Annotated in this window: 16 protein-coding genes and 1 pseudogene; 4 read left to right on the forward strand and 13 right to left on the reverse strand. The window is 72.7% G+C overall.

The window, feature by feature from the left end; genetic code table 11:
• Window positions 1-9 precede the first annotated feature (9 nt).
• Both F7P10_RS26845 and F7P10_RS26850 read left to right on the forward strand, forming a co-directional pair.
• The gene (locus F7P10_RS26845; protein WP_151013333.1) at window positions 10-948 is read left to right on the forward strand and encodes a VOC family protein; all 939 of its coding nucleotides are present in this window, start codon (window positions 10-12) and stop codon (window positions 946-948) included.
• On the forward strand, window positions 939-2,027 hold the full coding sequence (locus F7P10_RS26850) for an acyl-CoA dehydrogenase family protein (protein ID WP_151013335.1): 1,089 nt from the start codon (window positions 939-941) through the stop codon (window positions 2,025-2,027). Before F7P10_RS26845 ends, F7P10_RS26850 begins: the two co-directional genes overlap by 10 nt.
• A gap of 38 nt (window positions 2,028-2,065) precedes the next feature.
• Here F7P10_RS26850 and F7P10_RS26855 read toward each other — a convergent pair whose 3' ends face one another.
• The gene (locus F7P10_RS26855) at window positions 2,066-3,169 is read right to left on the reverse strand and encodes a helix-turn-helix domain-containing protein (RefSeq protein WP_254716037.1); all 1,104 of its coding nucleotides are present in this window, start codon (window positions 3,167-3,169) and stop codon (window positions 2,066-2,068) included.
• Window positions 3,170-3,290: 121 nt separating this feature from the next.
• Between F7P10_RS26855 and F7P10_RS26860 the strand changes: the two genes are divergently transcribed.
• Window positions 3,291-4,517, forward strand: coding sequence for a YncE family protein (locus F7P10_RS26860; protein WP_151013337.1), 1,227 nt, complete (start codon window positions 3,291-3,293; stop codon window positions 4,515-4,517).
• Here the strand turns inward: F7P10_RS26860 and F7P10_RS26865 are convergent, their stop codons facing one another.
• The 6 genes and pseudogenes from F7P10_RS26865 to F7P10_RS26890 all read right to left on the reverse strand — a co-directional run bounded on the left by F7P10_RS26865 (window position 4,518) and on the right by F7P10_RS26890 (window position 10,598).
• Complete coding sequence (locus F7P10_RS26865; RefSeq protein WP_151013339.1) at window positions 4,518-6,455, reverse strand: hypothetical protein; 1,938 nt, start codon at window positions 6,453-6,455, stop codon at window positions 4,518-4,520.
• Complete coding sequence (locus F7P10_RS26870) at window positions 6,452-7,207, reverse strand: hypothetical protein (RefSeq protein WP_151013341.1); 756 nt, start codon at window positions 7,205-7,207, stop codon at window positions 6,452-6,454. Before F7P10_RS26870 ends, F7P10_RS26865 begins: the two co-directional genes overlap by 4 nt.
• 64 nt (window positions 7,208-7,271) lie before the next feature.
• Window positions 7,272-7,901, reverse strand: a complete 630-nt coding sequence (locus F7P10_RS26875) for a Crp/Fnr family transcriptional regulator (RefSeq protein ID WP_254716038.1) — start codon at window positions 7,899-7,901, stop codon at window positions 7,272-7,274.
• Window positions 7,902-8,034: 133 nt separating this feature from the next.
• Window positions 8,035-8,163: pseudogene (locus F7P10_RS44675) on the reverse strand (RNA polymerase subunit sigma-70); the annotation flags it as partial.
• An 18-nt stretch (window positions 8,164-8,181) separates the two neighbouring features.
• Window positions 8,182-9,402 (reverse strand): NAD(P)/FAD-dependent oxidoreductase, encoded by a 1,221-nt coding sequence (locus F7P10_RS26885; RefSeq protein WP_151013345.1) that lies wholly within the window; start codon window positions 9,400-9,402, stop codon window positions 8,182-8,184.
• Window positions 9,403-9,869: 467 nt separating this feature from the next.
• Window positions 9,870-10,598 carry an SDR family oxidoreductase gene (locus tag F7P10_RS26890; protein WP_151013347.1) on the reverse strand — a complete coding sequence of 243 codons (729 nt, stop codon included), beginning with the start codon at window positions 10,596-10,598 and terminating at the stop codon, window positions 9,870-9,872.
• A 75-nt stretch (window positions 10,599-10,673) separates the two neighbouring features.
• On the opposite strand from F7P10_RS26890, the gene F7P10_RS26895 reads away from it, so the two are divergent.
• Window positions 10,674-11,051: a MerR family transcriptional regulator gene (locus F7P10_RS26895; protein WP_151013349.1), complete on the forward strand. Its 378-nt coding sequence runs from the start codon at window positions 10,674-10,676 to the stop codon at window positions 11,049-11,051.
• A gap of 67 nt (window positions 11,052-11,118) precedes the next feature.
• On the opposite strand, the gene F7P10_RS42720 is transcribed toward F7P10_RS26895, so the two are convergent.
• The 6 genes from F7P10_RS42720 to F7P10_RS26925 form a co-directional block, all read right to left on the reverse strand.
• Window positions 11,119-11,271 (reverse strand): hypothetical protein, encoded by a 153-nt coding sequence (locus tag F7P10_RS42720; RefSeq protein ID WP_176611674.1) that lies wholly within the window; start codon window positions 11,269-11,271, stop codon window positions 11,119-11,121.
• Between the two features lie 638 nt (window positions 11,272-11,909).
• Window positions 11,910-12,701 carry an SAM-dependent methyltransferase gene (locus F7P10_RS26905; RefSeq protein WP_151013352.1) on the reverse strand — a complete coding sequence of 264 codons (792 nt, stop codon included), beginning with the start codon at window positions 12,699-12,701 and terminating at the stop codon, window positions 11,910-11,912.
• A 52-nt stretch (window positions 12,702-12,753) separates the two neighbouring features.
• The gene (locus F7P10_RS26910; RefSeq protein ID WP_151013354.1) at window positions 12,754-13,665 is read right to left on the reverse strand and encodes a CoA ester lyase; all 912 of its coding nucleotides are present in this window, start codon (window positions 13,663-13,665) and stop codon (window positions 12,754-12,756) included.
• Complete coding sequence (locus F7P10_RS26915; RefSeq protein ID WP_151013356.1) at window positions 13,665-14,948, reverse strand: CaiB/BaiF CoA-transferase family protein; 1,284 nt, start codon at window positions 14,946-14,948, stop codon at window positions 13,665-13,667. The genes F7P10_RS26910 and F7P10_RS26915 overlap by 1 nt, the downstream gene beginning before the upstream one ends.
• 1 nt (window position 14,949) lies before the next feature.
• Entirely contained in the window at window positions 14,950-16,401 is a 1,452-nt protein-coding gene (locus tag F7P10_RS26920; RefSeq protein WP_151013358.1) for an aldehyde dehydrogenase, read from the reverse strand.
• 11 nt (window positions 16,402-16,412) lie between these two features.
• The gene (locus F7P10_RS26925) at window positions 16,413-17,372 is read right to left on the reverse strand and encodes a TIGR03621 family F420-dependent LLM class oxidoreductase (RefSeq protein ID WP_151013360.1); all 960 of its coding nucleotides are present in this window, start codon (window positions 17,370-17,372) and stop codon (window positions 16,413-16,415) included.
• Window positions 17,373-17,416: the final 44 nt, after the last annotated feature.

Here is a 17,416-nt window from a genome sequence, read left to right on the forward strand (position 1 = left end):
GAGGTACCCGTGCAGATCTACCGGATCGACCACGTCGCGCAGGTGACCACCGACCTCGACGCCCAGGTCGCGCTCCTGGAGGGGCTCTTCGGTTTCCGGCGCGCGCGCACATGGGACAACCCCGCCGAGGGCGCCCGTGGCGCACGCCTAGAGATCCCCGGAAGCCACGGTCAAGCGTGGGAGGTCGTGGCACCCGCCGGGGACGGCTCCGACCTGCAGACGTTCCTCGACGACCACGGCGGGCGCCCCGGCCTGCACCACGTCGGCGCCGAGGTCCCCGACCTGGAGGCGGCCCGCGCCGAACTCGAGGTGCGCGGCATCAAGCCCACCGCGGGCGAGCGCGGACGCTGGCTGGAGGCGTCCCTCAGCCCGCCCGAACACGGCCCCGGCGTGCTGTGGCGCCTGCGCGGCCCCGGCGGCCTCGCCATGTGCGGCGACACCCCCGGCGCCGCCACCGGCCCGTTCGCCGCACCGGACGGCCCGTCCCTCGGCATCGTCGCGCTCGACCACGTCTGCCAGGCGTTCCCCGACCGCGACGAACTCGCCCGCTGGTACCGCGACCTCGCCGGGTTCGTCCAGGTGTGGCGGACCGCCGACGACGAGCACCCCGACATGGCCGACCTCGTCCTCAACATCCCCGGCTCGCCGATCTGCTGGGAGGTGATCATGCCGCGCGGCGAGGACTCGTTCATCGAGAAGTTCTGGGACCGCAACGGCGCCGCCGCGCACCACGTCACGTTCGAGGTCGGCGACTGGGACCGCGCCATGGACGCCTGCCGCGACCGCGACACGCCCACGTTCGGCGAGAACGAGGGCTCCACCGACGGCGCCGCGTGGCGGGACGCGTTCATCCACCCGAAGCACACCGGCGGCGTGCTCGTCCAGCTGTTCTGGGAGGAACGGCCGGGCGTGTGGGTCCGCTCCGACAAGATCCCGCCATGGACCTGACCCGCACCGAGGAGCAGGAGCTCATCGCCGCGACCGCCCGCGAGCTCCTGTCCGCCCGCGCCGCGGCCGCCGGGGCGCGGGCGATGGACGGCGACCCGGCGGGGCACTCGGCCGACCTGTGGAAGGAGCTGACCGGCCTCGGCTGGACCGGCCTGCCGTTCGCCGAGGACGACGGCGGCGCCGGCGGCGACTTCCTCGACGCCTGCCTGCTGTTCGAGGAGCTCGGGTACGCGCTCGTCCCGAGCCCGCTCGCCGCGTCCGTCGCCGCGTGCGGCATGCCCATCGCCCGGTTCGGGACCCCCGGCCAGCGCGAACGGTGGCTCGGCGCCCTCGCCGCCGGGACCGTCGCGACCGCCGCGCCCCTCCCCTGGGACCGTCCGGGCGAGGGCCCGACCGCCGCGCGCGACGGCACCGGGTACGTCCTCGACGGTGTCGCGCCGTTCGTCCCGTTCGCCGCGTCCGCCGAGAACGTCCTCGTCGCGGCGCGCCTCGACGGCGAACCCCGCGCGTTCTGGGTCGACACCGCGTCCGTCACCCTGCACCCCGTGGGGACGCTCGGATTCGACCGTCCGTGCCACGTCGAACTCCGGGACGTCCGCGTCCCGCCGGACGCCGTACTCGGCGGCGACCGGGCCCCCGCCGACGCGATCTCGCGGTTCGGCGCGGCGGCGACGTGCGCGGAGATGGTCGGCGCGGCCCAGCGCGTGCTCGACATGACCGTCGCGTACGCGGGGGAGCGGCACCAGTTCCGCAAACCCATCGGGACGTTCCAGGCGGTCCAGCACCACTGTTCCGACATGGCCATCGACGTCCTCGGCTCCCGGTTCATCGCCTACGAGGCGATCTGGCTGCTCTCGTCCGGCCGGGACGCCTCCCAGGAAGTGGCGACGGCCAAGGCGTGGGTGAGCGAGGCGTACGAACGCGTGTGCGCCCTCGGCCACCAGGTCCACGGCGCGATCGGCTTCACCCAGGAGCACGACCTGCACCTGTTCTCCCGGCACGCCATGTCCACCGCCCTCGCCCACGGCGACGCGAACCTCCACCTCGACGACCTCGCGACCGCCCTCGACCTCCCCTGACCGTTCCGGGCCCGGACGGGACGCACCCGTCCGGGCCCTCAACCGTCCAGCCAGGTGTGCAGCGCCCACCACCAGCGCAGCGTGTCGAGCACCGTGCCCTCCGCGCCCGGCGCCGCCCCCACGACCTCCTCCAGCCGCCCCAGCCGGTACCGGACGGTGTTCGGATGGACGTGCAGCGCCGCGGCCGTCCGGTCCAGCCGCCGCTCGTGGTCCAGGTACGCCAGCGCCGTCGCCGCGAGCTGCCGGTGGAACGGGTCGCCGGCTTCCAGCGGCCCCAGCAGCGTCCGGCTGAGCAGCCCCGCCAGCGCGGGCTGCGCCGCCAGCGCCGTCTCCCCGGCCAGCCCGGTCAGCTCCCGCAGCCCGCGCAGCCCCCGCGCCTCCGCCGCCCCCAGCGCCGCCCCGCACAGCGCGTGCAGCCCCCGCGCCTCGTCCAGCCGCGCCGGCGGTGCGCACACCACCAGCGCGTCCCCCTCGATCTCCGCCGGCAGCCGCGGCGCCAGGCCCGACAGCCGCCCGTCCACCAGCCCGAACAGGCCACCGCACACCGACAGCCGCAGCTCCAGCTCCCGCGCCCGGACCGGATCGGTGACGTTCGAGGTCAGGCACCGGTACAGCCCGTCCGGACGCAGCCCCGCCCGCCGGACGTCCTCGTCCGGCGGGGCCTCCGCGGACCCGTGCAGCAGCCGCCGCAGCACCTGGAACCGGACGTCCCGCGCCGTCCGGGCCAGTTCCAGCTCGGCCGTCCGGTACCCGTTCACCACCGCCCGCTCCAGCGCCCCGACCCGCGGTTCGAGCTCCAGCAGCGCCGTGAGCATCGTCTCCTCCGGCACCCCCGCCGCCCGCCCCCGCAGCACCGCGATCCGCGCCGCGCGGCTCCGTCCCGCCTGCACCCCGTGCAGCAGCGCCGTGATCGGCACGCCCTGCGCCGCCCGGTCCGCGCCCAGCCGCGCCGCCGCCGCCGGATCGCCGTCCCGCGCGAGCACCACCGGCAGCACCAGCGCGACGTGCCGCCGCGTCTCCGCCTCCGGCAGCCGCGCCACCTCCGGCGACTGGGTCCGCGCCGCCCGGACGACCTCGTCGATCACCGCCGCGTCCGTCGCCATCTCGCGCAGCACCGAAGCGAAGTCCTCGTGCACGATCACCGCCGGTGTTGTGGGCCGGTTCCAATGGACGCGCGCCTTGTTGTCCGCCGCTCTCTACCGAGACCGGACGGTCGCTTGCTTTCCTGTCGGCTACCGAAAAGTAACACCCCGAGGAGCGGCCATGAAGCCCCGCACGATCGGCTGCGGTCTCGCCGCCGCCGCGCTCACCGCCACCCTCGCCGCGGCCCCCGCCCACGCGGACGGGCTCCGCGAGGTGATGTTCGTCGGCAACAACTGGGACGGCACCGCCCACGTCATCGAAGCCCGCGGCGACTTCGAGGCCGTCGGCCGCATCAACGTCATCCCCGACAAGGAGGAACGCCTCCAGGAGATCTACCGCGACCCCGTCAAGCTGATCTTCTTCCTGGGCGTCCGCTACACCGTCGGCGAGGGCCACGACCAGTACGTCGACGACATGTACTCCACCCCCGACGGCCGGTCCATGGTCGTCTCCCGCCCCAGCTTCGCCGACGTCGTCTCCATCGACCTCGAAACCGGCGACGTCAACTGGCGCTTCCCCGTCTCCGGCAACCGCGCCGACCACATGGCCGTCTCGCCCGACGGCGGCAGCGTCGCCGTCTCCGCCTCGACGTCCAACACCGTGCACGTCCTCGACATCGAGACCGGCGAGGAACTCGGCTCGTTCAGCACGGGCGACAAACCCCACGAGAACGTCTACACCGACAACGGCCGGTACCTCTGGAACATGTCGATCGGCGAGGTCAACAACGACTTCGACGCCCCGTGGCTCGACTTCGCCAAGGGCGACCGCCGCATCACGATCGCCGACACCACCACCTTCGAGGTCGTCCGCACCATCGACATGCGCGACCGCCTCGACGCCTTCGGCCGCGACGACCTCTCCGACGCCGTCCGTCCCGTCGCGTTCACCCCCGACGAGTCGACGCTGTACTTCCAGGTCTCGTTCTTCAACGGCTTCCTCGAGTACGACGTCGAGTCCGACACGATCACCCGCGTGAAGGAACTCCCGAAGAACCCCGAGACCAGCGACGACCGCACCACCTTCGTCAACGACTCCCGCCACCACGGCATGTCGATGAGCCCCGACGGCACGAAGCTCTGCATCGCGGGGACGATGGACGACTACGCCACGATCGTCGACCGCGCCACCTTGCAGGAGGGCCCGCTCGTCACGGCGTCCAAGCCCTACTGGGCCACCGTCAGCGGCGACGGGAAGTCGTGCGTCATCTCCGAGAGCGGCACCGACCAGGTCAGCGCGATCAGCTTCGCCACCGGCGAGCGGATCGCGACCGTCCCCGTCGGCGACCACCCCCAGCGCGTCCGCCTCGCCCACATCCCCGCGAACTGGACACCCCCGACGGGCTGATCAACGCCGCTCCAGCAGCGTGCGCACCCACACGGCGAGCCATCTGGCGAGCCACAGCCACCACGGCCGCGAAAGCCCGAGAACGATCGCGTCTCGGATCCGCCGCCGCGCCGGATCCGCCGCCGCCCAGCCCCGCACCAGCCCGATCATCGCGTCCGGTGCGGGACGGGCGGCGCCGACGAACATCCGGACGATCCCATCGCGCAGTCCGGGGTGCGCGAGAGCGGCGTCCAGCCAGAACACGGCAGGTTCTTCCCACCCGAGCGCCGGCTTGTCCGCAGTGACCGCCGCACGCCACGCCGGCTCGCAGGCGAGGGCGTCGACGAGTTCCAGCACGGCGGGTATTCCGTGCCCGGTGCCGTCCCCGGCCAGCCTGAGGAACACCACCGCGCCCGTCCGTGCCCGGCGGTCCCGCGCCGCCTCGGACAGCGACTCGTACGCGGGGGGACGGCACCAGCCGAGTACCGCCGCCAGGACTTCACCGCGATGCTCGGCCCGCGCGAGCTCCACCGCCGCGTCGGCGACCTCCTGCCGCACCTGGAGGTTGCCGCGCGTTGCCAGATGCTTCAGCCGGGTCAGCGCGATCGACGGGTACGCCCGCCCGAGCGGTTCGCAGACCCGCGCGACCGTCAGCTTCAACGTCTGGTGCAGGCCGCCGCTCTTCGACCACTCATAAAGTCCGCGTCGGACGCGCCCGCCCACGCGAGTGTGCAGGCACGTCCGTGACAGGACGATGTAGGCCGGATCGGGCAGATCGGCCTCGGCCCACGCTTTCGCCGCATCCAGAATCGCCCGCGCGTGCCCGTGCTCGGCGGCGAGATCCCCGAGAGTCTCCGCGATGCGGTTCTGGGTGCCCGGCCGCGTGAGGTCGTCCAGGACCAGGCCGGTCAACCATGCGAGCAGGTCGGCCCGCATGAGCGGATAGTCCGCCCAGGCGTGCCGCAGCGCGGATGGACCGAACCCGTGCCGCCGGAACGCGAACCGTCCGTCCTCGGCTTGAGTCTCCAGCAGCTCTGGCAGGCTCGTGGCCGGGTACCAGGCGAGCCCGGCACCGTTCACGTCGACCCGCAACCGCCCCGCGAGCGCCACGGCGGCCGAGTAGACGTCCTCCGCCGGAGCGGGCTCCAATGCGGCGGTGGAGAGCAGCAGCGTGCGGTCCTGCGGTGGCTCGTTCCGCGCGAACCACGTGCGCAGATGTTCCTGCCAGCCCTGATAGGAGCGTGCGACCTCCTCTTGGAGTGCTTCGATGCCCGTGTCGGACGCCCTGCCCTCGGCACGCGCGACGACTTCCTCGGCGATCTCCGCGAGCCGTCGAGCATCGCCGGGCAGCGCGTCCGCCAGCAGCAGCCGAGCCGTCGCCCAGCCCGCCCATGCCGCGAGGCCCCGCACGAGCATGCGGCGCCGGAACACCTCGACCGGGTCCGGTGGCAGCACTTCGACGAACTCGATCGGCGGTGCGAGCCTCCGCCACTGCGTCCCGTCCCCGATGACCGCGACGTATCCGCCCACCTCCCGGGCTGCGTCCAGGCACGCGCGCACCCCCTCGGGAGTCTCGTCGGCCGCCCGGATCAGGTACCCGCGAGGGCCACCGGCGCGAACCTCCTCGACGTCCTCGGAGTCGGCGGAGAACCGGCGGATCCGCACCCCCGGAAGCAGGTATCGCAACGCCGCGATGGCGCTCGTCTCCCGCCCGCAGCCGGGCGGTCCGCCCAGCATCACCGCGTGATCCCGTTCCAGCGACTTCACCACCAGCCCGTGATTACGCGCGGGAACATGGCACTCGACGCGATCGTCGATCTCGCTCGCGGGCAGGTACAGCGCGGGTCGTCCCCGGACGAACTGCTGGATTCGCTGGATGACGTTGCCGCCGACCCTCGCACCGACGAGGTTCTGGCCGTCGCCCGAGACCTGGAAGCCGGTGAACGCCTGACCGGTCATGACCGGTCCTGCCGGAGATCGCCGCTGATCTGGGCGCCCACGATGTTCTGCGCGCCTTCACCGTTGACCGTGAAATGCGAGATCGACTGCCCACCGGGCGGCGCCGGTGGGGTGGGCGGGGCAGTGCCCGCGTCCGGGCCGTCCTCCTCGTCCTCCCGGCGGGACGGCTTCGGGACGAAGAGGTACGCGGGGCGGTCGAACTGCTTCACCCGCGCCCGCACCTCGGTGAACTGGCTCGGCTTGAGATCCGTGTACCCGCCCTGGACGAACATCGCGAACGCCTCGGCGGACACGGCCACGGCCGCGAACGTGACGTCGGGGTCGCTCGTGTCGAGGACGTCTCGCAACGGCTCGCAGTCGAGCAGCCGGTTGACGTCGGTCGTCGCCGTCGAGATCCCCGGCGCCTCCGGGTGCTCGTCGTCGACCATCCCGATGTGCAGGGCGACCCGCATCCGCAACGGCCGCAGCCCCTTCCCCCGCATGCTCGGCGCCCCCTCGGCCAGGACGTTCTGCAACTCGTCGGCGAACGGGCTGATCAGTTGCGTCATCGCGGCGAGCGGTAGCGCCGCCAGCAGCCCGTCACCCGTGCTCTGCCGGAAGCGGACCCCCTCCCACATCTCACCCAGCCCGCCGCGCTCGCACGCGGACTCGACGGCCCGGCGGATCTCCAGGTGGACGCCCGGCAGTTCGGCGTCCCGATGATGGCTGAACTTCTCGGCATCGACGACGAGCAGGCTGCGAACCTCGCGCACGGCACCATCCCTTCGCTCTCGGACCTCCACCATCGAGCCGTCCGGGCGCGCGAACTGTCCGGTATCAGACAGTTCCGTGGCCCGACTCGGCCAACTCATGGAGTCCCGGACGATCGCCGAGGACGACCCGGCGGTGCGCCGTCGACACGAGACCGGAGTCGCGCATGCGGGCGAGTTCGGCGGCGACGCTGCTCCGCGACAGCCCGGTCGCCTGCCCGAGTTCGGTCTGCCCGAGGGCGACGTCGCCCGCATCGTCCGCGAACCGCAGCAGCGCACGTGCCAGCCGGGGCCCGGCCGGGAGCGCCGCCAGCTCGGCCCGCCACGCCTCGCCCTCCCGGAGCCGCGACATCGCGTGCCGCAGGAAGGAGCCTTCCAGCCCTTCCTCCCGCACCAGTTCGCGGAACCGTTCGGCCGTGATGGCGCGCGTCGTGCACGGTTCGACGGCCACCACGCTCGCCGAACGTCCGTCGCCGCCCAGCACCGAGACGTCCCCGAGCACCTCGCCGGGGCCGCGAACCGCCAGCAGCAGGACGTCCCCGTCCGGCGACGTGCGCAGGACCTTCACCCGTCCGGCGACCAGGACGAGCACGTACGCCGCCGCGTCGCCCTGCCGTAGGAGCACGTCACCGCGCCGGAACCGCCGCCCGCTCCCGGCCGACACGAGCCGCTCCCATGCCTCGGCCGGAACATCCACATCCCTTTTCTCCCACTCCCGGAGCGGGCCAAGGTTGCTCTGACCGATCATGGTCATCTGTGGCAACCGGCTTGTCAGGTCGGAGCAGGCGAGATAGCCGATCCGGCACGGGGTCCGGGGTGCCGGGATCACCCTGCCAGCGCAGGAACGCGTCCTGTACGGCGTCGGCGTCAGCGTCGGCGGCGGAGCCCGGCAGCCGGTAGGCCGGCGAGGCCAGCCGGTTCCGGCTGGCCTCGAACCGGTCGGTGGCGGGGCCGTCCACGCGGACCACCCTGAGCGGCTAGGTGGCCGGCTTCTCGGCGGACGCGGCCGCCTGTTCGGCGACCGCGTCCGGTGCGGCGGCCAGGCGACGCCTGCGCTTGGGCAGGCCGAAGGTCGGGTGCGAGGTGCTCCACAGCGCCCCCCGCTGAATGCCCGCCTTGACCCGCACGGCCTTCCGGCCGCCGATGTGATGCGGCTTCGCCTGCGCCGCGTCGTCGATCAGATGCAGGATCCCGTCCCGCCGTCCGAGGCTGATGGCGTTGTACCGGTGGACCAGCTTGATGTTCGCGATCTCGCGGCCGGTCAGGCGTCCCACGATCGCCTCGATGGCCTGCCGGCCGGTGTAGCCGGCCGACCCGCAGTTCATCGGCAGTTGCCGGCCGTTGTCGGCGAGGGTGTGGACGCTGTCGCCGACGGCGTAGACGTTCGGGTGCGAGACCGACCGCATGGTGCGATCGACGACGATCTGTCCCGCTTCGGTGACTTCGAGACCACCGGCCGCGGCGATGGGGCTGACCGCGAACCCGGCCGTCCACACGGTTGCGTCGGACACCAGGACGGTGCCGTCGGCGCACCGCACCCGCGTGGCCTCGACGGCTTCGACGCCGGTGTGCTCCAGCACGGTGATGCCCAGCCGGTGGCAGGCCCGCCGCAGGTGGTCGCGGGCTCCGGCGGAGAGCCGGGCGCCCAGCTCGCCGCGGGCGAGCAGCGCCACCGACAGGGCGGGTCGGGACTCGGCGAGCTCGGTGGCGGTCTCGATACCGGTCAACCCGTCGCCGACGACCAGTACCCTTCCGCCTTCGTCCCGCCTCTCCAGGCCGTCCAGGTGCTCGCGCAGGCGCAGTGCCGAGGGCCGGCCGGCGACGTCGAAGGCGTGCTCGGCCACGCCGGGAACGCTCTGGTCGGCGACGTGGCTGCCGAGCGCGTACAAGAGCGTGTCGTAGCCGAGTTCGCCGCCGCCGTCGGCGTCGGCCACGGCGACGACCCGGCGTTCGGGATCGACGGCGGTGACGCGGGCCAGGCGCAGCCGTATCCCCGTGCCCGCGAAGACGTCGGTGAGCTTCGGAGCCTCGATCTCCCGGCCGGCCGCAAGCTGGTTCAGCCGCTGCCGCTGGACGAAGTCCGGCACGGCGTTGATCACGGTGATCTCGATGTCCCGCGGGGACAGCCGGCGGGCCAGGTTCCCGGCCACATAGGCCCCGGCATAGCCGGCGCCGAGGACGACGATGCGGTGCTTCATGCGTTGCTCCTGTCGTTTCTGCTCTCGGTGATTGAGCGGAACGGCTCTCCGATCGCTGACAGAAGGACATGTGGCATGGGTCACAGGTGAGAGTGCCGCCCAACGGTGCCCGCGACGCCTCCCGGTTCGGGCCGCAGCCCGTCACCCGGCCGCCACAAGCCGCGCCCACGCCTCACCCGGAGCAACCAACACCCATTTCCTGGTACCCATGGCGCGCCGAGTGGCCGCGAGGTCGCCCCCGCTCCACCGAGAGCGAGGACGACCAGTAGTGCGGACGGCTGAATCTTGTGGAGGTTCATAGATGAGTGTCGAACCTGCTGACCCGGAGCAGGAACAGACGCCGACAGGGGGTTCTGGGCGTGTTCAACGCGGTGACCGGTGGTGTCGGTGCCGTAGTGGGCAGCCTCACCCATGACCTCTCCACCGGGGACGAGGATATTCGATCTCTTCTAGGCTCGTGGGGCCTTCTAGGCCGCTGTCAGCGCCGCCAGGGCTCGGTCCATCGCGGCGTTGAACTCTTCCGGCGTCAGCGGCAAGCGGGACTTGACGTCCCGGCTCCACTGGTCGGCGAGGACCTCGGCGGAGCCCGCCTCGACACCGTCGAGCGCCGCGTCGGCCAGGTCCGACGGCGCGATCTTGTCCACGGGCCAGCCCGCGGACATGTCGGTGTCGGCCAGGCCAAGGTGCACCGCCGTCACGAGCGTGCCCTGCTCCGCGAGCTCCAGGCGGACGCCGTTGGTCATGGCCCAGGCGGCGGCCTTGGTCAGGTGGTAGGCATTGGCGTTCTTGGTCCCGAACCACGACATGGCGGAGAGGACGTTGACGATCGCGCCCCCGCCGTTCCCGGCGAGCGCCGGTGCGAACTCCCGGATCATCCCCAGGTGGCCGAGCACGTTGGTCTCCAGTTCGTGCCGCACCGCGTCCAGCGAACCGGTCACCAGGTCGGTCCCCGTCTGGATCCCCGCGTTGTTGATGAGCAGCGAGACGTCCGGGGCGGCCTCGGCGGCGGCCCGCACGGATGCGGGATCGGCGATGTCGAGGGGCAGCACCTCGACCCCGGGCAGGTCCACGGTCTCCGGTCGGCGGGCCGTCGCGTAGAGCTTGCGGGCGCCCCGTTCGAGCAGGCGCTGGGCGAAGGCGCGGCCCAGGCCGCGGTTGGCTCCGGTGACGAGGGCAACCGAGTTGTTGATATCCATGCCCGGTACGCTAAAAGCTGACGTTAACGTCAGGGGCAAGGGCTGGTCGTCAAAGCCGAGGTGAGAGGAATCGCCTTGACCGTCACAGCGGCCGCGGCCGAGCGGCTGATCCGCATCGGCGAGGTGGCACGGGGTGCCGGCGTCTCGGTACGCGCCGTGCGCTACTACGAGCAGCAGGGGCTGCTCATCGCGGAGCGCAGCCCATCCGGCCAGCGCCTCTACCGGCAGGACGCCATCCCCCTGGTCCGCTTCTTCCAGCAGATGTACGCCGTCGGCCTGACCAGCCGAAGGATCAAGGAGCTCCTTCCGTGCTGGGACTCCGGGCACACCGACGCCGAGCAACGAGCCATGCTGCGCGCCGAGCGCGACCGCATCCAGGCCAAGGCCGACGACTTGCGGGCCGTCCTGGACCGCCTCGACGAGGTCATCGCGATCACGGACACGCACCCGTAGGCGCGGCCGGTCGGACGCCGCCCCGGCGATCTACGGCTGGAGTACCGGCGCGACTCTCCCGAGGGGCTCAGTGCGGGATGCCGTCGATCAGGTCCCGTGCCCCCATGCGCAGCAGGTCCCCTGCCACGTACGCGCCCAGGTCCGCGCCCTTGTCCGGTGGGGCCCACTCCTGCGCATGCACGAAGGCCGAGCCGTCTCGGGTGAAGACCATTCCGCGCATGCCCCGCGATCGGACTGTTGCAGTGCCCCCGCAACGCATGCAGCATCGCTCGTTCCGCCGCAACGCACCGCCGCGTGTCCCGGTCGTCCAGGAGCCGCACCATGCCGCCACGTCGGAGTCGGCACGGCGGCAGTCCACCGCCAGCACCCCTGCGCCCACCGCCGCACCGACGACGTTCCGACCCGCGCGCCCGGCGCCAAGTCGGCGAGCCGCTACACCTCGCTTGCCATGGGGAACAGCATCACGTCGGCGGTGTCGTCACGTTCTACGTAGGCGGCGAACGCCAGCCCGTTCGGGCGGGGCTCGTCCCCCGGAACGTCCTTGAGGCATGGACCGCGACGTCCACCTGTCCGGTGAGCAAACAAAAGGCCATCCGGGACACCGATGAACGGTGGGCGGCGTCCGGTAAGCCCGAAGCCTCGCGTTATGGCGTCACGGTGACCCCGGACGGGCAACGGATCTGGATCGATTCTCCGCATAATTCGATCGGTTGAGTCCGGCTGACCACTTGAGCGCACCGTCCGGGAGGAGGACGGTCGTGAACGTCGTCCCGGTCGTGATCCCGCCGGTCAGGCACCGGACGACGCAGCCGCCGGGGCGTGGGTCGACCACCTCGGCGACCGCGCCGTCCGGCCGGATCACCGCTTGATCGCGACAGCGCCGTGGTCGTCGACCTCGAGGGGTTCGTCCGCGAGGTCGGGGCGCCAGTCGGCGGTGGAGACGAGGCCGGGGGCGAGGAGGTCGAGGCCCGCGAAGAACGGTTCGAGTTCGGCGACCGTCCGCAGGGTGAGCTCGGGGGAGCCGCCGCCCTCGTTCCACTGCCGGACGGCCTCGTCCATGCGGGCGCCGCGGACGGCGTTCGTCGGGTGCGTGAGGACGAGGTGGCTGCCGGGCGGCAGTGCGTCCACGAGGCGGCGGACGATCGCGTACGCGCGGTCGAGATCCTTCACGAACTGCATGATGCCGACCATCACGAGCGCGATCGGACGGTCGAAGTCGAGGGTGGCGGCGGCCTCGCGCAGGATCTTCTCGGGCTCCTCGACGTCGGCGTCCAGGTACGCGGTCCGGCCCTCCGGGGTGCCGGTGAGCAGGGCCTGCGCGTGGAGGAGGACGAGCGGGTCGTTGTCCACGTAGACGATCCGGGCCGCGGGGTCGGCGCGCTGTGCGACCTCGTGGGTGTTGTCGGCGGTCGGCAGGCCGGTGCCGATGTCGAGGAACTGCGAGATCCCGGCCCCCTCGACGAGGTACCGGATCGCGCGGCACAGGAAGTGGCGGTTGCCCCGGGCGTTCTCGACGATCTCGGGGAAGAACTCCATGATCCGGTCACCCATGGCCTTGTCGGCGAGGTAGAAGTCCTTCCCGCCGAGCCAGTAGTTCCAGATGCGCGCGGAATGCGGGGCGTTCGAATCGATGCGGGGCCCGTCGCTCATGTGCGCGCTCCTTCGCATGGTGGGGCGATGCCCGACAAAACTACCGAGAATCTCACTCGGGCGGGTGGAGACCGGCGAGGGCCGCCTTGCGGAGGGTGTTCTCGGCGAGGCGCATGTGGGCGGCGTCGACGAGCCGGCCGTCGCGGCCGATCGCGCCGGTGCCGGAGTCGGACGCGCTGCCGTACACGTCCATCGCCTCGCGGGCCTCGGCGATCTCGTCGGGTGTCGGGGCGAAGACCTCGTTCGCGATCGGGATCTGGGACGGGTGGATCGCCCACTTGCCGTCGAAGCCGAGCAGGGACGCGTGGACGGCGGCGCGGCGGTAGCCGTCGGGGTCGCGGTACGCGGGGTACGGGGCGTCGATCGCGTCGACGCCGGCGGTGCGGGCGGCGGTCAGGACCTGGACGCGCGCGTGGTGCCAGAAGTCGCCCGGGTAGTCGCCGAGCGGGTCGAAGTTGCCGTCGACGCGGGCGTGCATGGACGCGGACAGGTCACCCGCGCCGAAGATGACGGCTTCGAGGCGGGACGAGGCGCGGGCGATCTCGGTCGCGTTCGCGAGGCCCTCGGCCTCCTCGATGAGGACTTCGAGGCCGATGCGCTTCCGCAGGTCCAGCTTCTCCTCCAGCTGGGTGAGCAGGACGTCCACCCACCAGACGTCGCGGGCGGTGCGGGCCTTCGGGACGATGAGGACGTCGAGGGCGTCGCGGGCGCCGGTGACGACCTCGATGACGTCGTCGTGGCACCACCGGGTGTCGAGCCCGTTCACGCGGACGGCGCGGGCGGTGCGTCCCCAGTCGTGCCCGGTGAGCGCGGCGACGGCGGTCGCGCGGGCGGCCTCCTTGGCGGCGGGGGCGCACGCGTCCTCGAGGTCGAGGAAGACGAGGTCGGCGCCGGACTTCGCGGCCTTCTCGCACATCCGCGCGTCGTTCGCGGGGGTCGCCAGCTCCGAGCGTCTCGGCCGCATCAGATGATCCCTTCGGATTCGAGGGCGTCGATCTCGCCGGGTGCGAGTCCGAGCAGGTCGCCGTACACGTGGGCGTTGTCGGCGCCGAGCGGGCGGCCGAGGTGCTCGACGCGTCCGGGGGTGTCGCTGAGCCGGGCGACGGGGGCCTGCACGGTGACGGTGCCGAAGTCGGGGTCGTCCACGGGCAGGAACGTGCCGCGGGCCCGGAGGTGCTCGTCGGCGAGCAGGCCGGGCGCGTCGTAGACGGGCGCGGCGGTGACCTCGGCCTTCTCGAACACCGCCATGGCCTCGTCGAGGGTGCGGTCCGCGATCCACGCGGCGACGAGGCCGTCCACCTCGACGGCCCGTTCCTGGCGGCGGACGGGGTCGACGTAGTCGGGGTCCTCGGCGAGGTCGGGACGGTCGATGGCGCGGAACACGCGGACGGCGATGCTCGGGGACGCGCTGGAGATCGCGAGCCATTCGCCGTCGGACGTGCGGTAGGCGTTGCGGGGGGCGCTGGCGTCGAGCCGGTTCCCGGCGCGGCGCTTGACGGTGCCGAGCTGGTCGTAGGTGAGGGTCGAGGTCTCCAGGAGGCGGGTGAGCGGCTCGATGAGGTTGACGTCGACGAGCTGGCCGGGGGCGCCGTGGACGTCCCGGTGGTACAGCGCCATCATCACCGCGTACGTCGCGGCGAGGCCCGCGACGCCGTCGGCGAGCATGAACGGGGGGAGCGTCGGCGGGCCGTCGGCCTGCCCGGTGAGGTGCGCGAACCCGCTCATCGCCTCGGCGAGCGTCCCGTACCCCGGACGGTCGCTCTTGGGCCCGCCGCGCCCGTACCCGCTGATGTGCGCGTACACGATGTGCGGGTGCGCGGCGTGCACGGACTCGTAGTCGATGCCCCAGCGGGCGAGGGCGGACGGCCGGTTGCCGACGACGAGGACGTCCGCGGTGCCGAGCAGCCGGTGCAGGAGGTCCTGGCCCTCGGCGCGGCGCAGGTCGAGGGTCGCGCACTTCTTGTTGCGGCTGATGGACTTCCACACGAGCCCGATGCCGTCGCGGCGCTCGCCCCACGTGCGCATCGGGTCGCCGGTGCGCGGCTGCTCGATCTTGATGACCTCGGCGCCGAACTCGCCGAGCGCGGTGGCGACCCAGGGGCCCGCGGCGAGCGTGGCCGCCTCGATGACCCGGACGCCGTGCAGCGGGCCGCGCCGCCCGGTGTCCTCCGGCGGTTCGGTCGCCTCGGACGACGGCGTGTGCCCCTGCTCACCGGCGTCCCCGGACGGTTCCGTTCCCGGTGGCATCTCAGCCCTCCGCCGCGAGCGAGATGGCCTTGGACTCCAGGTAGCCGTCGAGGCCCTCGGGACCGAGCTCGCGCCCGATGCCGCTGGCCTTCATGCCGCCGAACGGCGCCGCGGGGTCCATGCTGTACGGCTGGTTGACGCCGAACGACCCGGTGCGGACGCCGCGCGCGACCGTCAGGCCGCGGCCGGAGTCGGCCGTCCAGACCGAGCCCGACAGCCCGTACTCGGAGTCGTTCGCGATCTTGACGGCGTCGTCGTCGCCGTCGTGCGCGATGACGGACAGGACGGGCCCGAAGATCTCCTCGCGCGCGATCCGCATGGAGTTGTCGACGTCGGCGAACAGCGTCGGACGGACGTACCAGCCGCGGTCGAGGCCGTCCGGCATGCCGGCGCCCCCGACGACGACCCGCGCGCCCTCGTTCCGTCCCGCCTCGATGTACCCCCGGACGCGCTCCTGCTGGCGGCGCGCGACGAGGGGGCCGACCTCGGTGGCGGGGTCGGCGGGGTCGCCGGTCCGGAGCGAGGCCATCATGTCCGCGAGCGCGCCGACGTGCTCGTCGTACCGGCTGCGGGGGACGAGGATACGGGTCTGGGCCACGCACGCCTGCCCGCTGTTCATCAGCCCGGCGACCTTGACCCCCTCGGCGACGGCGGCCGGGTCGGCGTCGTCCAGGACGATCGCGGCGGACTTCCCGCCGAGTTCGAGGCTCGCCCGCTTCAGCGCGGCGCCGCACGCCTGCGCGACGTCCCGTCCGGCGGCGGTGGACCCGGTGAACGACACCTTGTCGACGCCGGGGTGCGACACGAGGTGCCGTCCCACGTCCGGTCCGGCGGGCAGGATGCTCACGACGCCCGGCGGGATCCCGGCCTCCGCGACGAGCTCGGCGAGCAGCAGCGCGTCCAGCGGGGTCTCCGGGGACGGCTTGACGACGATGGTGCACCCGGCGACGAGGGCGGGTGCGAGCTTGCCGACCAGCAGGAACTGCGGCATGTTCCACGGGACGATCCCCGCGACGACGCCGACCGGCTCCTTGCGGACGAGCACGTCCGCGCCGAACTTCCCGGGCCGGGACTGCTCCCACGCGACCGAGTCGGCGATGTCGGCGAACGCGTTCATCAGCACCATCGGCAGCGTCGCCTGCGAGAACTTCGAGAACGTGATGGGCGCACCCATCTCCGAGCTGATGAGCTGCGCCATCTCCTTGCGGCGCGCCTTGTACAGCCCGGCGAGCCGGCGGATCGCGGCGGCGCGCTCGGCCGGGTCGAGCCGGGGCCACGGGCCGTCGTCGAACGCGGTGCGGGCCGCCGCGACGGCGCGGTCGGCGTCGGCCGGGGCGGCGCCCGCGACGGACGCGATGACCTCCTCGGTGTGCGGCGACACGACGTCGATGACGCCGCTCGTGCTCGGGTCGGTCCACTCTCCGCCGATGAACAGCCGCTTCTGCTCGACCATGCTCCCTCTCCCTATTTCCCGGCGAGCCGGGAGACGACGGGCGCGAAGCGCTCCATCTCCCGCTGCTGGACGCTGATGTAGTTCGCGCCGTAGGTCTCGCGGCGCTCGGTGAGCCGGTCGGCGACCTCGTCCAGCGAGCCGACCAGCACGTTCGGGTGGTCGGGGAGGCCGTCCGGCGGCACCCCCATGACGTCGGCGACCCGCTTGACGGCCGCGTCCGGATCATCGGTGACGGCGGTGAAGAACGGCGACGCCTCGATCTCGATCTCCGAGAGCCGCGCGCCCGCCGCGTCCCGGACGAGGCCGAACCGGTGCGCGGCCTCCTGCGGCGGCGTCCGTCCGGCGTCGTTCACCGCGTCGAACGGGACGTTGTTGATGCTGACGATGTCGGCCTCGCGGGCGGCCAGCGACAGGACGCGCCGCCGCGCGCCGCCGATCATGATCGGCGGCCGGGGGCGCTGCACCGGATGCGGCAGGCCCGCGTAGCCGGCGGCGGTCGCGTGCTCGCCGTGCAGTTCGAGCGGCTCGCCGCTCCAGTGCGCCTTGACCAGCGCGACGACCTCCGTGAGCTTGTCGACGCGGCGGCCGGGCGCCGCGAACTCCAGGCCCATCGCCCGGTACTCGAGGGGGCTCCAGCCCGCGCCGATGCCGAACTCGAGGCGTCCGTCCGACAGCAGGTCGATGGTCGCGGCCTCCTTCGCGAGGACGGCCGGGACGTGGTAGTCCGCGCAGAACACGCGGCAGCCGACGCGGAGCGTGCGGGTCACGGCGGCCGCGGTCGCCATCGCGGCGATCGGCGCGAGGTGCTGCGGCGGCAGCCGCGACTCGCGGGCCGCCCGGCCCGGGCCGAGGTAGTGGTCGGACACGAACAGCGTCGCGTACCCGAGGTCCTCGGCCCTGCGGGCGAGGTCGCGCCACTCCTCGCCCGAGGTCGCCTTCGTCGCCTGGACGGCGAAGCGAAAAGGATGCATATTTGGCACCGTACATCAGAAGTTTGTCGCACAACAGGGAGAGG

Source organism: Actinomadura sp. WMMB 499 (assembly GCF_008824145.1).
In the GTDB taxonomy this organism is placed as follows: Bacteria; Actinomycetota; Actinomycetes; order Streptosporangiales; family Streptosporangiaceae; genus Spirillospora.

Excerpts from the sequence above, each read along its gene's own strand:
- F7P10_RS26850 (WP_151013335.1), top strand. The coding sequence starts at position 939 with ATGGACCTGACCCGCACCGAGGAGCAGGAGCTCATCGCCGCGACCGCC.
- F7P10_RS26860 (WP_151013337.1), top strand. The coding sequence starts at position 3,291 with ATGAAGCCCCGCACGATCGGCTGCGGTCTCGCCGCCGCCGCGCTCACC.
- F7P10_RS26865 (WP_151013339.1), bottom strand. The coding sequence starts at position 6,455 with ATGACCGGTCAGGCGTTCACCGGCTTCCAGGTCTCGGGCGACGGCCAG.
- F7P10_RS26885 (WP_151013345.1), bottom strand. The coding sequence starts at position 9,402 with ATGAAGCACCGCATCGTCGTCCTCGGCGCCGGCTATGCCGGGGCCTAT.
- F7P10_RS26890 (WP_151013347.1), bottom strand. The coding sequence starts at position 10,598 with ATGGATATCAACAACTCGGTTGCCCTCGTCACCGGAGCCAACCGCGGC.
- F7P10_RS42720 (WP_176611674.1), bottom strand. The coding sequence starts at position 11,271 with ATGCGCGGAATGGTCTTCACCCGAGACGGCTCGGCCTTCGTGCATGCG.
- F7P10_RS26905 (WP_151013352.1), bottom strand. The coding sequence starts at position 12,701 with ATGAGCGACGGGCCCCGCATCGATTCGAACGCCCCGCATTCCGCGCGC.
- F7P10_RS26910 (WP_151013354.1), bottom strand. The coding sequence starts at position 13,665 with ATGCGGCCGAGACGCTCGGAGCTGGCGACCCCCGCGAACGACGCGCGG.
- F7P10_RS26915 (WP_151013356.1), bottom strand. The coding sequence starts at position 14,948 with ATGCCACCGGGAACGGAACCGTCCGGGGACGCCGGTGAGCAGGGGCAC.
- F7P10_RS26920 (WP_151013358.1), bottom strand. The coding sequence starts at position 16,401 with ATGGTCGAGCAGAAGCGGCTGTTCATCGGCGGAGAGTGGACCGACCCG.
- F7P10_RS26925 (WP_151013360.1), bottom strand. The coding sequence starts at position 17,372 with ATGCATCCTTTTCGCTTCGCCGTCCAGGCGACGAAGGCGACCTCGGGC.